The 16,992-nt window shown below is 41.3% G+C and carries 12 protein-coding genes; 3 read left to right on the top strand and 9 right to left on the bottom strand.

The genetic code is table 11. The annotated features are described in order from the left end of the window. Positions 1 to 9: 9 nt before the first annotated feature. From OO007_RS20010 to OO007_RS20000, 3 genes are read right to left on the bottom strand one after another with little or no spacing between them, the layout of a single operon-like run. Positions 10 to 657 carry a hypothetical protein gene (locus OO007_RS20010; protein WP_325810160.1) on the bottom strand — a complete coding sequence of 216 codons (648 nt, stop codon included), beginning with the start codon at positions 655 to 657 and terminating at the stop codon, positions 10 to 12. Next, positions 654 to 1,277, bottom strand: a complete 624-nt coding sequence (locus tag OO007_RS20005; RefSeq protein ID WP_325810159.1) for a hypothetical protein — start codon at positions 1,275 to 1,277, stop codon at positions 654 to 656. Before OO007_RS20005 ends, OO007_RS20010 begins: the two co-directional genes overlap by 4 nt. 4 nt (positions 1,278 to 1,281) lie before the next feature. Continuing rightward, a complete protein-coding gene (locus tag OO007_RS20000; RefSeq protein WP_325810158.1) occupies positions 1,282 to 4,104 on the bottom strand; it encodes a DEAD/DEAH box helicase family protein in 2,823 nt (940 codons plus the stop codon). 261 nt (positions 4,105 to 4,365) lie between these two features. On the opposite strand from OO007_RS20000, the gene OO007_RS19995 reads away from it, so the two are divergent. Next, complete coding sequence (locus tag OO007_RS19995) at positions 4,366 to 4,566, top strand: hypothetical protein (RefSeq protein WP_325810157.1); 201 nt, start codon at positions 4,366 to 4,368, stop codon at positions 4,564 to 4,566. A 186-nt stretch (positions 4,567 to 4,752) separates the two neighbouring features. Here the strand turns inward: OO007_RS19995 and OO007_RS19990 are convergent, their stop codons facing one another. Then, complete coding sequence (locus OO007_RS19990) at positions 4,753 to 5,379, bottom strand: OmpA family protein (protein WP_442784356.1); 627 nt, start codon at positions 5,377 to 5,379, stop codon at positions 4,753 to 4,755. A 697-nt stretch (positions 5,380 to 6,076) separates the two neighbouring features. On the opposite strand from OO007_RS19990, the gene purL reads away from it, so the two are divergent. After that, positions 6,077 to 10,030: a phosphoribosylformylglycinamidine synthase gene (gene purL / locus OO007_RS19985; protein WP_325810155.1), complete on the top strand. Its 3,954-nt coding sequence runs from the start codon at positions 6,077 to 6,079 to the stop codon at positions 10,028 to 10,030. Between the two features lie 365 nt (positions 10,031 to 10,395). Here purL and OO007_RS19980 read toward each other — a convergent pair whose 3' ends face one another. From OO007_RS19980 to OO007_RS19970, 3 genes are all read right to left on the bottom strand, one after another. After that, positions 10,396 to 10,776 carry a hypothetical protein gene (locus tag OO007_RS19980; RefSeq protein ID WP_325810154.1) on the bottom strand — a complete coding sequence of 127 codons (381 nt, stop codon included), beginning with the start codon at positions 10,774 to 10,776 and terminating at the stop codon, positions 10,396 to 10,398. 135 nt (positions 10,777 to 10,911) lie between these two features. After that, the gene (locus OO007_RS19975) at positions 10,912 to 11,772 is read right to left on the bottom strand and encodes a hypothetical protein (protein ID WP_325810153.1); all 861 of its coding nucleotides are present in this window, start codon (positions 11,770 to 11,772) and stop codon (positions 10,912 to 10,914) included. Between the two features lie 175 nt (positions 11,773 to 11,947). Next, complete coding sequence (locus OO007_RS19970) at positions 11,948 to 12,928, bottom strand: DUF4198 domain-containing protein (protein WP_325810152.1); 981 nt, start codon at positions 12,926 to 12,928, stop codon at positions 11,948 to 11,950. Here OO007_RS19970 and OO007_RS19965 point away from each other — a divergent pair. Further along, on the top strand, positions 12,923 to 14,122 hold the full coding sequence (locus OO007_RS19965) for a HupE/UreJ family protein (RefSeq protein ID WP_325810151.1): 1,200 nt from the start codon (positions 12,923 to 12,925) through the stop codon (positions 14,120 to 14,122). The two genes, OO007_RS19970 and OO007_RS19965, sit on opposite strands and share 6 nt — an antisense overlap. Before the next feature lie 74 nt (positions 14,123 to 14,196). On the opposite strand, the gene OO007_RS19960 is transcribed toward OO007_RS19965, so the two are convergent. Together OO007_RS19960 and OO007_RS19955 are read right to left on the bottom strand one after the other, a co-directional pair. Continuing rightward, positions 14,197 to 15,240 (bottom strand): CvfB family protein, encoded by a 1,044-nt coding sequence (locus OO007_RS19960; protein ID WP_325810150.1) that lies wholly within the window; start codon positions 15,238 to 15,240, stop codon positions 14,197 to 14,199. Then, positions 15,233 to 16,780 carry a DEAD/DEAH box helicase gene (locus OO007_RS19955; RefSeq protein ID WP_325810149.1) on the bottom strand — a complete coding sequence of 516 codons (1,548 nt, stop codon included), beginning with the start codon at positions 16,778 to 16,780 and terminating at the stop codon, positions 15,233 to 15,235. Before OO007_RS19955 ends, OO007_RS19960 begins: the two co-directional genes overlap by 8 nt. Positions 16,781 to 16,992: the final 212 nt, after the last annotated feature.

Genomic DNA, 16,992 nt, shown 5'->3' with positions numbered 1-16,992 from the left:
GGCATATTTCTAGACGAACCTACCTTCAAGCTGTTGTTTGTCTATATAAAACCCTTGATAGTAAATAACCTTATTCAAATTATATTTAGAGTAAAAACACTGATCTCCAACACGGGCAAAAACCTGTTTATCGCGCTTGTCTTGTTTAATCTTGTCTAATAAAGCACCCTCACTATGTAGAACTCTGGTTAAAGAAAACTGATCAATAATATATTGTTGTCCCTTTGCTAAAAAAGAATCTCCCGCTTTAAGCAGCCAGACATTTGGCTTGGGTAAGTGATAGATTTTTCTCAGGAAACAGCATACCCCATCTTTAATGATGAGTAAGGCATAACCATAGTTTGGAGCGTACAGCTGATATTCCACCCAATCTTCTTCCTTACCTTGTAGGGTTTCATAAACGACCAGGGCACTAATCTTAAAAGTAATTCCTTCGATATTGGCCTGCATTCCTATGCGCAAATGACTAGCTGGCTTCTGAACCTCTGTATATGCGTAGAGCGCACGCAGCTCATTTTTGTAATCCATGACTGTACCGCAATAGCCACAAACCAATAACTGACAACGCTTTGGGTTACCGATAATTTCAACAGGTGCATGACAATTTGTACATTGAACCGATTGGGCTTTTTTTATTGTATTCATTAGCTGTTTCATGGTTGCACAAGATCCATTGGGTCTAACCACCAACCTTGATAGGCTGTATATGGGTAGTGTGCACTTCCACTTTTTGGCTGGCCAGTAGATACCAATACCAGACATTCGCCTTCGGTATTACTCAAATAACTGCATTGGATTTGACTATTTTGTAACGGTAAATTTTGTAATTCGCCATAAAAAGCGACGAAATTGACTTCCCTTTTCTCTACGACCAACCACTCTGCAGTTTCAATTATCAACTGGGTATTAGGCTGCATTGAACTCCATGCGGGTAATGCGGCTTCTATCTTGGGAATCTGTTTCACAAAGAAAAGGTTCTCTTCTTCCTGATTTAAAATGTACGTGTTCTGATCATTATCTACTAACTCCCATTCGACTCTAAACCCATCTTCATACTCATAGAGGCTATAACCTTTGGGTATGCAGGACGCATTTTTTATCTGGACTGAATGGCCAATATCGAACAAATATTTATCTGTGTTTTTCACCACATTTAAATCGGAAAGACTCGTCGTATTGTTCTGAATATAGATGCTCGAATTACAAGACGGGCAACTCATTAGTTTTGTTGCACCAGTATCGATTAAATAGCCACATTGAGGGCATGAAGGCGTCATTGGCTTACTCCCATCTTTCTATCATTTGAAGCGGAGTGTCTACATTGCGTCTTTTCAAGACCCTTTCTGCGCTGGCTCTTATCAACAGTTTTTCACCCGCTATACTGTTACCCGTGATTAGATTGGCTTTTTTGAATTCTGGAAAGACTCGTCTCCATTCTGCGAGAAAATCATTCGCATCGCTTTTATTATTACCGATCAATTTAGGGATACTAAATAAATCCTGTATGGCGGGTTTTGCATATAATGCCAATAAATAACGACTGCTTCCCAATGGTTGTAAAAACTCATTCAATACTTCGAGGAAGTTCTCATTTTCCTGACGCGTATAGTCATTCAATGAAAACCTTAAAATACCATTATCTACAAAGCAGATATTAATCACGTCGTTAGTCTTATCTCTTTGTAACGCCGTTTTCATGACCCCTTTATTATGTAAACTTAGCAAAATTACTTTAGCTATTTTTTGCCCAATATCGATTGAATTACGTTTGTCATTCAGTCCTTTGGCTTTGATTAAAGCAAACGATACTGCGCCACCTGCTGACCCACCAAATGCATAAGCATAACCACTGAAACCACTATTGAATAATGTATAAGTGACTGCGGAACCCAAGCCCATCAGACCCAATGCGGTTAATTTGTATTTATTACCATGATTTCGTCTACGTTCATTCACTACGGTTAGCAAACGCTCCAGACTATATAACTTACCGTGATCATCAACCTGATGGTGTAAACCCACCTGAAATACCTGATGCTTTGCTTTGGCTAATGCGTTCTGCCAGCGTGCTTGTAGATTAAAGAGATCGTCCGTTAAACGTGTTTGCATTATTTGATTGTTCGTCTGGATAACATCTTGTTTGGGTTCGGGTAATTTCTCTTTCTTTAGCTCATTTTCTGCAACGTTTGATCCTTCTATCTCATCAATGGTTCGCAGAGATAATCGCTCAGTGCCCGACTCGATCTTCAAATCATAAGCATGCAAGCCTGCAAAAGTTCGAAAACGTTTTTGCAGGTTTTCAAAAATCAGTCCATTCAAACGTTTTTCAGGCGCGGTGGCTACAATGTGCCAGATGCTGGCAGTTTTAAAGTCATCCTGTGGATCAACACGCATCACTCTGCCACGTAATTGATTAGTCGCCACATAAGCCCTTGTCTGGGTTGCCATCACCAAAGCATTTAAAAATGGTGCATCCCAACCCTCTCCTAATAATGCACGGGTGCCTACAATAATCTGCAGATCACCTGCTTCAAGTAAACGCGTATAAGCCGCAGAAAGATAACTCGTTGCACCGCCGCACACCACAAAATCTTTATGCTCGCTAAAAGCTTTTATCGTGGGTTGAGCATGAGATGGTATGTGACTAAATAATGTATCAACCAAGTGAGATGAAAGAATACAAAGTCGCCCCGTTAACAAAGCAATTTTTGATATTACCTTGCCATTGACGCCAACGCGGTTATCTCTGTCATCGAGGCCATCAAACTTGTGAATAAAATGATGAAAAATCGGATAGGCGCCCGTTGTCACTCCAGTTGAACCGGCACTGGTATCGATCGACAAAGCCAGCTCTTCGTCTCTAATATAATCAGCCAGAACCACCATTCTCAATAATGACTTTCGGTTAGCTATTTCTATTTTTGCAATTTCGTAACAGGCTGAAATACGTTCTTCTGTTTTATTGAAGGCATCTATTTTGCTTTGGGTATTATCGAACTGAACCTGATTGTATTTGAGATAACGCTTTCTTTTTAATAAGGCGGTCAGAGTATGTCTAAATGATTCTACCGGCTCTGCCTTGGGGTAATAATCACCCTGCATAAAAGACTCAATCAGGGTTTGCCAATTATTCACGGTGAGAGGTGGAATATCATCAGCGCTAATATCCAACGCTTGTAATAAATGCAGAGGCAATGGTTTTTGCCAATGTTTCAGTAACTGCAATAAAGCGATGACCGTTTCAATATTGAGTAACAACTCCCGTTCGCTGATGGTAGTTGCCCCCTCCGTTTCAACTAAGAACTCATGTAACAGAAGCTGATAATTCAATTCATCATTTGTCGTTAGCTCTGCTAAAAACGTTTTAAGATTATCTTCGTAACGTTCTAATGACTGGATGTTTTTCTCATCGGTTTTCACCAACCAGATATAGTCTTGATGCGGACAAAGAGAACGTGATTTAACCAGTTCCGGAATGCTGATTTCTTCATCTACTGGACCACATAACTTTTTATAACGTGACCATTCCGTGGTGTTCGAGTCATAAGGGGGTGTTGCTGTAAGGCTTACGACGATTAAATCATCATTATCTTTAACCAGATCGTAAAGCACTGCCCACCAACTCGCTTTTAAATGATGCGCTTCATCTAAAATGATCAGACCAAATTTTTGGGAACGAAACCATTGTTGTAAATCGTACTTTTGATTAGCTGGAGATTCTATTTGTTTTTTCTTTAACTGCTTATCGAAACTATATAAGGCCTGATAAGTCGTTGAAGTGAAATATTCTGGTTCATCTAAAACCGAGCTTACCCAGTCAGGCAATACACTATTATTTTGATCAAGGACACTTTCATCACTATCGATAAATAAAGATAGTCGTTCGATCCATTGATCTTTGATTAGAACAGTAGGCGACAGGGTTAGGGTTTTAACGTTTAGCCGATTGAAAATCTCCAGACCTAAAACCGTTTTGCCCGCTCCAGGCGCGGCAACGATATGGACACGCTTGTCTTCCATATAATCATTTAAACGACTCAACACTTTTAATTGCTCAGGTCGCCATGGATGAATAAAACTTAAATCAGCAGTGCTAGCGTTCAAATTATTAGAATTTCCTGAGATATTTATTCATCATTAACTTAATTATAGATACGATAACTGATAGTAAAACGACACCATCATAACGAAAAAAACGAAAGTCACCCCCCTACTTTGAGGCTGTTTTTCTAGAACAGTTTTTATAGTGCTGTTTTTTTATAAAGACTGTTTATATAAATAATGTATTTAAAACGAACAGCTTTAAGCGTTATGTAGCTTTTATATTATAATTAAGCAATATTAATTTATTCACTGAGTATTACCATGAAACTTTTCACATTCCTGTTTTTATTATGCGGATTATTTTTAGCGCAAGGGTGTGATAGTCAACCACCACCAAAAAGCAAAATTGAAAATCCACTCGAAGGACATTCAAAAGCATTAGAAAAAGCGAAAGATCTACAGCGACAACTAGATGAAGCGGCGGAGAATCAACGCAAAGCGATTGAAAGCATGTCTCAATAATCTCTTCTTAAGATGTCATTTACTTAAAAAGCAATTGTCACCCCCCTACTTATGAGGCTTTTTTTAAGCGCCTTGTTATATAGCTTTAAACAACAAGTGATATTTACGACAAGCACAAAAAAGGCCAGAGCAAGCTCCGGCCTTAAAAATGTAACTATTACGGTAGTTATTTAACTACCTAAAGACTTAACGTCTAATAGTTACCTTGCGCTGACCCGATACCGAGATATCTACTCGACGGTTTTCAGCGCGCCCCGATTTAGTCTTATTACTGGCTACAGGATTCATTTCACCCTGACCCGACACCTTCATTACGCCACGATCGATGCCCTGCGCTGCAAGAAAGTTAGCCACTGAATTAGCGCGCCTTTCTGACAGTTTCTGGTTATAAGCTTTTGCACCGATGCTGTCCGTGTGACCCACTACAGTAACGTTATTCGGTGTTACGTTTGAAGACTTAACCGTCTGGGCAAAGCTAGTGAGTTCCCCACGTGCTTTATCACTTAGCTTATCGCTATCAAACGCAAAGTTAGAACCGCCAGCCTCATTGAGTCTTAACACTTTTACAATAGGCTTTGGTGGTGGTACATACACTGGCTTTGGCTTAGGTGGCGCAACGTATACAGGCTTTGGTGGAACAACTGCCACAGGAACCGGATCAGCCTTGATCGGTGCAGCTATTGGGAGCTCACCACAACCAGAAACCTTACTTCCTAAAGAAGCTGTAACACAATCGCCAGAACCATCTGTTACACCATGATTGGAACCATCGGTTACATATCCACCGATATTTGCTGATGCTGTAGAAGTCATGGTTAAAGTCACCATCACTGCACTACTCGCAATCACTAAATGTTTAAAAGCTTTGTTACAAGTCAACTTCCTGATATTCATTTTGGTACTCCATACTTCATAATAAAATTTTTTTAAAAGTGATCTCTCACTTGCACTTGCATGTTATCTGTATCAAAAATAATACAATGTATCTTTTTTGCCACACAGTAGATAAGAACACGCTGTATCAGGAAAAGTTCCGAATAATAGTTTCTTAAAAAGTGATTTATATTTCGAATTCAACCCAATCACGCTGGTCAAAATGATTATGAAAATGATTGGATAGTGCTTATAAGTGATTGAAACTATTATTCTAAAAATTCATAAAAATGCTTATTTTTATCGTTATAAAGACTCAGCAAATTGATCAAAAAATAAGCAATTTATTTTCATTAAAATTAATTAATATTCTGTAAAAGAGGGATAAAAACTTTAAAAGGGTCAAGAACAGACCAGAAAACTACTTATAAATAACACATAAAAATGACGTTAAAAACGAATTAAAACTCAATCGGAAGCTCACATAAAAATAAATGAATTAGATTAAACGCTACTAAAGGAAAATAATCCCAAATAAACGTGAATAAAATCTGATTAAGCCTTTTAAAAAAGTGCCAGCAAACTTATCATACACCCTTACCCCCTTTCTTACTTTTTAGAAGATAATTTATTCGCTATGTTAATACTCCCCGGTAGTCGTGCGTTTTCTGATTTCAACAAAACTAAACTCCTAAAATCATTACAAAATTCCATTCCAGAATTAACGGATATTCATGCCCGTTACTGGCACTTTGTTAAAGTTGCAGAAACTTTAACGGATGAAGAAAATGACACCCTCACCGAATTATTGCACTACGGCGAGCAGGAAAGAGAGAAAGAGTCCGATGAAAAACCATTAGGAGAATTATTCCTGGTCACTCCACGTCCCGGAACTATCTCACCGTGGTCGAGTAAAGCGACAGACATTCTGCATAACTGTGGCATGAGCAAAGTCGTTAGAGCAGAACGTGGCATCGCTTACTTTGTAGAGTATAAAGACGATTTTACGAATCTATCTGAAGACCAGCGCGTATTTATTACCAACCGTATCCATGATCGTATGATCGAAGTAGTGATGGAAGACGAACAAGATGCCGTTATCCTATTCAACGACGCTGAACCTGCACCACTTAAAACCATTCCTTTGGGGGAAAATGCGCAAGCCGCATTAAGCCGTGCGAATATCGATTTAGGTTTAGCATTGTCGGAAGACGAGATTCAATACCTTGCAGACAACTACGCCGATTTAAACCGTGATCCTACCAATGTTGAGTTAATGATGTTTGCACAGGCCAACTCAGAGCACTGTCGACATAAAATATTCAATGCTGACTGGGTTATCGACGGTAAAAAACAAGATCAAACCCTGTTCGGCATGATCAAAAATACCTACAAACAATCTCCTGAAGGCGTGTTATCTGCGTATCACGATAACGCTTCTGTGGTTGAAGGCTCACAAGCGACTAAGTTCTTCCCGAACAGTGCCAATCAGGAATACGGCTATTCAGAAGAAGCTGTGCACATGCTGATGAAGGTGGAAACACATAACCACCCTACGGCAATCTCTCCGTTCCCGGGCGCAGCTACTGGCTCTGGTGGTGAGATACGTGACGAAGGTGCAACAGGCAACGGTTCTAAACCCAAAGCAGGTTTGTGTGGGTTCTCAGTATCTAACTTAAAAATTCCAGAATACCCAATGCCTTGGGAAATCGATCATGGCAAACCATCTCGTATCGATAGCGCGCTTGACATCATGCTTGAAGGTCCTATAGGTGCAGCTGCATTTAATAATGAATTTGGCCGTCCAAACATCACTGGTTATTTCCGCACTTATGAAGCGGAAGTACCTGGCGCAAGTTCAGAAAAAGAACTACGCGGTTACCACAAACCAATTATGCTTGCGGGTGGTTTAGGTAATATCCGCCCGAATAACATCGAGATGAAAGACATCCCGGTAGAAACACCGATTATTGTATTGGGTGGCCCTTCAATGCTGATTGGTTTAGGTGGTGGCGCGGCTTCGTCTATGGCAAGTGGCACCAGTACTGAAAGCCTCGATTTTGCTTCGGTACAACGTGGCAACCCAGAAATGGAACGCCGTGCGCAAGAAGTTATCGACCGCTGTGTCGCAATGGGTGATGACAACCCTATTCTGTGGATTCACGATGTGGGCGCTGGTGGCGTTTCTAACGCTATCCCTGAAATTGTAAATGATGCAGGTCGTGGCGGAAAATTCGAAATTCGTATGCTTCCTAATGACGAACCAAGCATGTCACCGATGGAAATCTGGTGTAATGAAGCTCAGGAACGTTATGTATTGGCAATTGACGCTGATCGTTTAGATGCTTTTAAAGCTTTATGTGAACGTGAACGCGCTATCTATGCGGTAGTTGGCACTGCGACTGAAGAAAGACATTTACTCGTTGGTGATGCACTGTTTGAAAATAACCCCGTAGATATGTCGATGGACATGCTACTCGGTAAACCACCCAAAATGCTACGTGATGTACATCACAAAACCTTCCACAAGCCAGAATTAGAGTTAGATGGAATCGAACTGGACGATGCCATTGAGCGTGTTTTACGTTTACCAACGGTAGCTTCAAAGTCGTTTTTGATTACCATTGGTGACCGTACCATTACGGGCATGGTTAATCGTGATCAGATGGTTGGTCCCTGGCAGGTTCCGGTGGCTGATGTCGCGGTAACCTGTGCCGATTATATCGGTTATAACGGTGAGGCAATGGCATTGGGTGAAAGAACTCCTATTGCATTGGTTAACCCACCTGCATCGGGTCGTATGGCAATTGGTGAATCGATCACTAATATTGCTGCGGCAAGAATTGGCAGTATTTCTGATATTTTCCTTTCTGCAAATTGGATGGCAGCAGCAGGATATGAAGGTGAAGACGCGGCATTGTTCGACACGGTTAAAGCCGTGGGTGAAGAGCTTTGTCCGCAGCTCGGTATCGCGATACCTGTGGGTAAAGATTCGTTATCGATGAAAACAGTTTGGGATCAGCAAAGTGATGAAGGCGTCATCGAACGCGAAATGGCGGCTCCTTTGTCATTAATCACGACCGCATTTGCGATTGTTGATGATGTGCGCAAAACACTCACTCCTCAAATTAGAACGGACAAAGGTGATTCTGACCTTATTCTGATCGACCTAGGTAAAGGCAAAAATCGCCTTGCTGCTTCTGCTTTGTCACAGGTTTATTCACAAATGGGCGCGCATACCCCTGATGTGAATGACCCACAGGCGTTGATTAATTTCTTCAAAGTGATTCAGGAGCTCAATCAGGAAGGCAAATTAATGGCCTACCATGACCGCTCTGACGGTGGCTTGCTGGCTACATTATGTGAAATGGCGTTTGCTGGTAAAACAGGGATTACTATTCGCCTGGATGATATTGGCAAAACGCCACTCGAAGCATTGTTCACAGAAGAATTGGGCGCGGTGATTCAAGTTCATCATACCGATACCGAAGAAGTACTGTCTGCATTACGCGAAGCTGACTTAGGCAATTGCTCTCACGTCATTGGTAAACCTGATACTAAGGAAGCGGATTCAAACCAAGCTGATCAAATCACGTTTACCTGGGCACATGAAACCATTTACGAAGAATCTCGTGCAACCTTACACAAGGTTTGGACAGAAACCAGTTATCGCATGCAAGCCTTACGTGATAACGATCAATGCGCTAAGGAAGAATTCGAGAAACTAGACGAAGACTACAATGACACTGGTTTAATCGCTGAACCAAGTTTTGATATTACTGAGAATATTGCTGCCCCTTACATCAAAACAGGTGTGAGACCTTCGGTTGCGATTCTTCGCGAACAAGGCGTCAATGGCCAACAAGAAATGGGCATGGCATTTGACCGCGCTGGTTTCCGTGCAGTTGATGTGCACATGACCGATATAATATCTGGTCGCACTTCATTAGATGACTTCAACGGCATGGTTGCTTGTGGTGGTTTCTCTTACGGTGATGTACTTGGCGCAGGCGGCGGATGGGCGAAGACTATCCTCAACAATGCTCGTGCTAAAGACGAATTCAATGCCTTCTTTGAACGTAAAGATGTCTTTGGCTTAGGTGTCTGTAATGGCTGTCAAATGCTGTCGCAGTTACGCGATTTAATCCCCGGCGCAAGTCACTGGCCAGAATTCTATCGCAACCAGTCAGAGCAATTTGAAGGGCGTTTTGCGATGGTAGAAGTCATGGACTCACCGTCTATCTTGCTCAAAGATATGCAAGGCTCAAAAATGCCAATCGCTGTGGCACACGGTGAAGGACGTGCAGTATTCACTGGTGTGAATACTGCAGAAAATGCACTAAGCAATAGCTTTGTCAGCATGCGTTATATCGACCATAACAGTCAGCCAACGCAACACTATCCAGAAAATCCAAATGGATCTGAGCAAGCCATTACTGGTCTAAGCAGCACTGATGGTCGTTACACGATTATGATGCCACATCCAGAACGTGTGGTGAGAACAGTGAGTAATTCATGGCACCCAGACAATTGGGGAGAAGATAGCCCATGGATGAGAATGTTCAGAAATGCTCGCGTCTGGGTTGATTAAATAGAAATAAAATCATTCTTGAGCGACTTATTTCAAGTCATCACAACTTTTCATTACACTCGTCACCACGCCTTGAAACAAGAATCGTTTCAAGGCGTGGTTTCGTTCTGTTAGTGATAAGCCTAGAGAACCAGTCTAGATACCAGGTCTAGAGAACAAGTCTAGAGATAATAGTTAGATATTGAATGACTTCAGCTTTTGCTCAAGCTCGACATAAAGAGCATGCAGAAAAGCTATTCTTAAACAGCACGATTTTAATTAAGCAAACAACAAATTCTAGAAGGTCACCCCCCTACTTACAGCCGTTTTTTTTAACGCTTTTATTAATGGCCTTTAAAAAGCTGATGCTATTTAAACAAACTCACTCAACGATGAGAATGCTCATTAGCGCCATTTGGATGCACATGTCGCATCTCAGGATAACCATCTTTTGCAGGATGAATATGCGCATTGGTATTTACCTTCGTGCTTTCACATGAAATTGAATGCTCATGCTGTTTATCACCGCCAACATGCGAATGAGTTCTTGCGCCAAGACAGGCATTTTCAGGATGAATATGTGGTTTTAAGTTTTTACCCGACTTTGCTGCCGCAGAACCAGGCTTCCCAGAGTTATCACCAGAGCCAGAACAAGCTACTAACATCACGCTTAACACACAACAAAACATCGCGACAAAATACTCTGATGGCTTGTTCGTAGAGTGTTTTTTAGAATTGCTGTTTAAGTGATTTGTAAATGGGCGCATAACTATCATCAGTTGAGTAAAGTAAGTAACCGAGTATATGACAACTTTATAAAATCTTCACTACCATAAAAAAAGCCTCGACTGAATACAGCGAGGCTTTTTTGAATCTACCCTGTAATTTACTTTCAGATAGTCTTATTTTCCATAGTTATGTGTGTGTGGACGTCTTCCTGCTCTATGCGTATGCGTAACAGAATTGGTCAGACTATTAGCTGGATGCGTATGTGTGTAACCAACGCCTCTACCATTACCCATACCTTTTTTATGACCCATGCCTTTACCCTGACAGCTATAACGATGCGCGTGTTTGCCGTTGCCATTTGGGTGCGCATGTGAAACTGAGCGTGTGCATTTGTTTGCTGGATGCTTATGCTGATTTGCACTCATTTTAGCGTTACCTTGGCAACTATAACGATGTGCATGTTTACCTTTGCCATTTGGATGCGCATGTGAGATGGAACGGGTGCATTTATTCGCTGGGTGCTTATGCTGATTCGTGCTCATTTTAGCGTTGCCCTGACAACTGTAACGATGCACGTGCTCACGTTTACCGTTTGGATGCGCATGCGAGATTGTGCGTGTACATTTATTCGCAGGATGCGTGTGCATATTCGCACTCTTTCTCATATTACCTTTACAGTTATAACTGTGTGAATGGGTACTCCCACCATTTGGGTGAGAATGAGAAACCGAACGTGTACATTTTTGTGCAGGATGCGTATGTGCAACAGAAGGCTTTTTAGTAATCACTCTGCTGTTTGGCTTACAATCATAACGATGTTTATGGGCATTGCCACCATTGGGGTGCGTATGTGTGATTGAATTCGTACATTTATTAGCAGGGTGTGTATGTGCGATTCCTGTAGGAGCTACAGAGGCCACTTCATCTTGTGGTGATTGCTGACCAGTGAGAGTACCTGAGGTTTGAGAACATGCGCTAAGCATTAATCCCGAAAACAAGATTGTGCTTGTCGTGGATAATCGTTTTAAATTCATATCTTCTTCCTTGAATAATAATTTTTTAACAAAAATATTGTGATTTTATTTGTTTATTATTTTCTTTTAAATTTTTTATAGGCTCACAACCCCAGAACAATAAACCAAATACCCTTACAAATAAAGGTATTATGCTGGGCACTTATTGCGCAGCTATTTTTGTATTATTCCGTTTCTACTTTATTGCCTGAAAAGTCATCGAAGCCCATAAACTTTCCCATACTGCATTATATTTGTGGCTTGTCTCAGTGTCTGGTTCAATCATTTTTACAGCATTGATCAAATACTTACTGTTCTCTTTCAAGGGTAAATTAAGAATGCCATTATCATCCGTGAAATAGGAAGTGTGCACAACGTCATTTATTGTTTTGTTTTCTGTTGTTTTGCTTTTTGTTGTTTTGTTTTCTGTTTCTTTGGATGTAGTTTCACTAGATGAAGGTTCCTTTGTAAACCTATTGAAAACATTCACCTTAATACCTGCGTAAGGTTTACCTTCCGATAATAACTGCAGCTTGATACTACCTTTAATTTCATAAGGATTAGTTAGCGCAACCCATTCAAGTGGCATGCCCAAAGGCTTATCCTGACCTACGCCATTACCTACTTTGACCAGCGATTTAGGAAAACGACGATAGACTTCAGCAAAACCTGACTCAGGCAGGTTGCGATCCTTATGCGCTTTAAATACCCACTCAAGTCCTTCTGCGTTCAGGAACTTCTCGAATATTTTTCGATCCTTATACGTCAATTTTGATCTAGTCGTCATTGCAGATAATATCAATAGTCCTTCTTCCTGAATATTCGTTTGAATAGCGGGCAGAGAACCTAAACGTGGCGATAAAAGATGCGTCTTACCATTAATGGTGTAATTCAATCGTTGGTAACTGGAGTGCAAATAGGCGTAGTTATTCCCCTTGAAATCCTGGCCGACCTTTTCATTAGCAAGCAATTTATCACCAGCAGCAATTTCATAGTTAAGCGGTTCCAGCCACATTTCATGCGCCAAAACATTATTAAAGCACATAGATATAACAAATAATATCAGACACTTAGAGGCAGCATCTCCACCTCTGAATTGTCTCTTTCTTTTAATCAAAAACACGGTATGATTCGATCCTTTAGTTTTTAATGAGTAGCCAAGATACGCATTATGCATTTACTCCATCGCCCACAGCAAGACACTATATTCAATAGCATAATTAAGTTTAGCTTACTGTTTTTATTATTCTTTTCTTCTGTAGCAAGCGCACATGAAATACGCCCGGCAATTGTAGATTTCACTTTTAATAAGGCCGGCTATTACCAACTAATCATTCAACAAAACATTGAAGCACTGTTAGCACAGGTAGGCGATCAACACGATGATACCGAGCAATCTGAAAATGCAGCGAAATACGATCGATTAAGGCAGCTTCCAGCGGAAGAACTTACTCAGGAATTTGAAAAATTTAGCGAAACTTTCTTGAGCAAAATGACACTTAAATTCGACGGCAAAGAAGAGCCCGTTCGTATACTGGATGTAGAAGTTCCAGAAGTTGGCGACCTCGATTTAGCGCGTGATTCAGTCATCAATATTGCCGGATTAATTCCTGAAGGGGTCAAAAGCCTCAGTTGGCAATGGGATAAAAGCTTTGGTAATGCGGTTTTCAGAGTAAGTTCGGAGGACAATCCAGATTTATATTCATCCTATCTTACTGAAGGTAAAGGCAGTGATCCGGTGGTTATTGGTCTTGATTGCTCAATTCCGGAAAACCAGTCTCAGGCAGGCTGCGCATCACAAACGGGATGGTGGCAAACACTCGTCAATTACATCGCTGTTGGCTTCGATCATATCGTTCCGAAGGGTTTAGATCATATTCTTTTTGTTGTTGGTTTATTTCTGTTAAGCACTCGATTAAAACCACTGTTAATCCAGGTCACGAGTTTCACACTGGCTCACAGTGTCACGCTTGCCTTAGGTATTTTCGGTGTAATCTCGATCTCTCCTGCGATCGTAGAGCCACTAATAGCGGCATCCATTGTGTATGTCTGTGTGGAAAATATATTCCATGAAAGACTCAGTCGGCTGCGCCCCGTTCTGGTATTCCTATTTGGCTTACTGCATGGCTTAGGTTTTGCCAGCGTTCTGACAGAATTTGGCTTAACGCAGGGCAATTTCGTCAGCGGACTCATCGGATTCAATATCGGTGTCGAACTAGGACAACTCAGCGTGATTGCCGCTTGTTTCCTTCTGTTCGGTTACTGGTTCGGTAAAAAGAGCTGGTATCACGCCAGAATTACCATTCCGGCATCTATTGTGATTGCACTTATCGCTGCTTACTGGTTTATAGAGCGCGTTGGGTGGATTTAGCAAAGAGCAAAGGCACCTCCCCACTTTGAGGCACTTTTTTTTAAGTGGCAAGGAGCCTTATAATAAAACGTTGATTAAACCAGTTTAATACTGTCTTTCTCGATAAGGATTAAACGTCGCTTGTAAAGAGCACCTAAAGCCTTCTTATAGGCTTTCTTGCTCACTCTAAACTGTGCGTAAATATCATCGGGAGAACTTTTATCAGTCAGCGATGATGCGCCGCCCTGTTCTTTTATATGATCCAATATTTGATTCGCCAAATCTGATCGTGTTTTTTCAGAAGGTAAATTTAAGCTCAAATCCAGTTTATTATCCGCGCGTACTGTCTTGATATAACCTTTGAATTTATCGCCAATTTTTAACGGTTGTGGCAATTCACTCTTATACAACAAACCGACATAGGTTGTACCAACAACGGCCTTATAACCTAACTCTGTTTCGGCGTAGACCATGAGATCAACCGCTTGTTCTGCTTGGTGTGAATGTGATTCTTCCAACAGGAATTTATCCAGCTTTGAAGACGCCATGATACGTCCACTATGCTCATCGAGATAGACTCGAACCACATAGGACTTACCCTTTTCCATCTTCACGTCTTGCTCGGCGTAAGGCACGAACAAATCCTTCATCAAGCCGATATCCATGAAGGCGCCGACTTTATTCACATCTACCACTTTTAAAAAGGCACATTCATCCACCTGAGCCAATGGAATTTCGGTGGTTGCTATAATGCGATCTTCTGAATCGTAATAGATGAAAACTTTGAGTAGATCATCGACCTTACAATTTTCTGGCTCGTAGCGCTTTGGTAATAAGATTTCATCGCTTTGCGAACTGGCAGAAAGGTATGCGCCAAATGGCAAACGCTTTACTACGCGCAAAACATTGGTTCTACCTATTCTGACGCGTTTGAAAAGATGTAAATTATCATCTTCTATTAGCGTTTCTTCGCTATCAGCTTGTTTGTAGTCGGCCTGTTTGTAGTCGGCCTTTTTATAGTCGTCTTGTACATGGCTGATGGTTTCGTGATCGCTAGCGTCGTGATCATTCTGCTTATCCGCCGAAGAAGTGTCAGATGGTTTTTTGCCTTTAATTCCACCGTAATGACTCTTACTCATCAGAATCACCTTTGTTATTTTTGGGTAGAACCCTTGTGTATAAAGAGCTTCCGTCTACTTTTTCTGGCTTAGCCGTTTCTTTCTCTGTTTTTGGCTTTGCCGCTGGTTTCTTAGCAGCAGGAGCAGGTTTGTCGGCACTTTTTGTCTTGGTATCCGCTACATCCGTATTTTTAGTTTTGCCATACAAAGATGGTTTTTCTGCCTGTTTATTGTCAGAGGACATAGACTTGGATTCAGACTTAGCTGTATCTGTCTTGTTACCAGACGTTTTTAGTCGGGCTTTTTTAGAGAGTTTATTTTTCTTATTCTTTGGTTTTTTCTTTTTCTTAACACTTACAGGTATTTGAGGAGCCGTTGCATCTGCTTCAAACCCTTCGATTTGTTCGCGTTCTAATCGAATACCATTGCGCTTTTCGATAACACTGAAATGCTGATATTCATCGTGAGAAATCAATGAGATTGCCATTCCATCTTCACCCGCTCGGCCTGTTCTGCCAATGCGGTGCGTATAATCATTCGGCGATCGTGGTAATTCGTAGTTGATGACACAAGGTAATTCTTCGATATCAATACCGCGCCCTGCGACATCAGTCGCAATCAAAACTCTTGACGTACCCGCTTTAAAGTCACGAAGTGCGCCAGCGCGTGCGTATTGGTGTTGATTGCCATGCATGGCGCTTGCTTCTACGCCGAGTTTTTCTAACTTCATCACCAGATTGTCGCAACTGCGTTTCGCGCTACAAAATACCAACACCTGTTTCCAGTCATTGGTTTTTAATAAATGCGCCAATAATTCGGGCTTTCGGGAATGATTAACAGTGATAACGCGTTGCTCGGTATTCACGTCATCGTATAAATCATCGACGTTGATGATTTCTGGCTCATTCATGATTCTACGCACCAGTTTACGAATACTCGGCGGAAAGGTTGCCGTGAACATGAGATTCTGTCTGCCAGCTGGAAGCTTGGCCATAATCTGATCAATCTCTTCCGCAAAATCACCTTTCATCAAACGATCTACTTCATCGATCACCAGTGTTTTCGCCTGATGCAATAGAATCGCATTATTCTTTTCTAAATCCAGTAAACGCCCAGGAGTTGAAACCAAAACATCAGCGCCACCGCGTAAAGCTATCATCTGCGGGTTAATTTTAACCCCGCCAAACACACTCAAGCACTTGACCTTAGGTTCGATATTAATCGCGAAACGTTCGAACTCTTCGCGTATCTGAATCGCTAGTTCGCGCGTTGGAACAAGGATCAAAACACCCACTACATTGGATTTATCCAAACGTTGCTTCTTAGCAATTTTAGCGGCTTTCTGACGCAGAATTTTTTCCAGCAATGGCAATACAAACGCAGCAGTTTTACCCGAACCGGTTTCGGCACGCGCCAGTACATCTTTGCCATTTAAAATCGCAGGAATTGAATCATTCTGAACATCGGTAGGTTCTTTAAAACCTGCCTCCTGTATTGCAGAATAAATCGAGGGAGATAGAGTAAACGACTTAAAGTCAGCTTTAGCGGGTGTATTTTTCATGGGTGCTCGTGGTATCAGGGGAGATTTAGGAGAAGGGAGAATGGTCACTTCTACCTAAAACAAAATAAGAGCGCTATTCTAACGTAAAACCAAGATAACTATTACTAAAACCTCGTTAAAGACCTATAAATCCTAATATTATTTAATCCTCATTAAATTAGGTCACCCCCCTACTTATAGGCCATATTTATCAGATACTTAGAACTACTTGT

Origin of the sequence: Cocleimonas sp. KMM 6892 (assembly GCF_035798195.1) — a bacterium.
GTDB classification, from domain to species: domain Bacteria; phylum Pseudomonadota; class Gammaproteobacteria; order Thiotrichales; family Thiotrichaceae; genus Cocleimonas; species Cocleimonas flava.
Note: the sequence above shows the minus strand (reverse complement) of the source record. Positions and strands in the feature narration are given on the sequence as shown.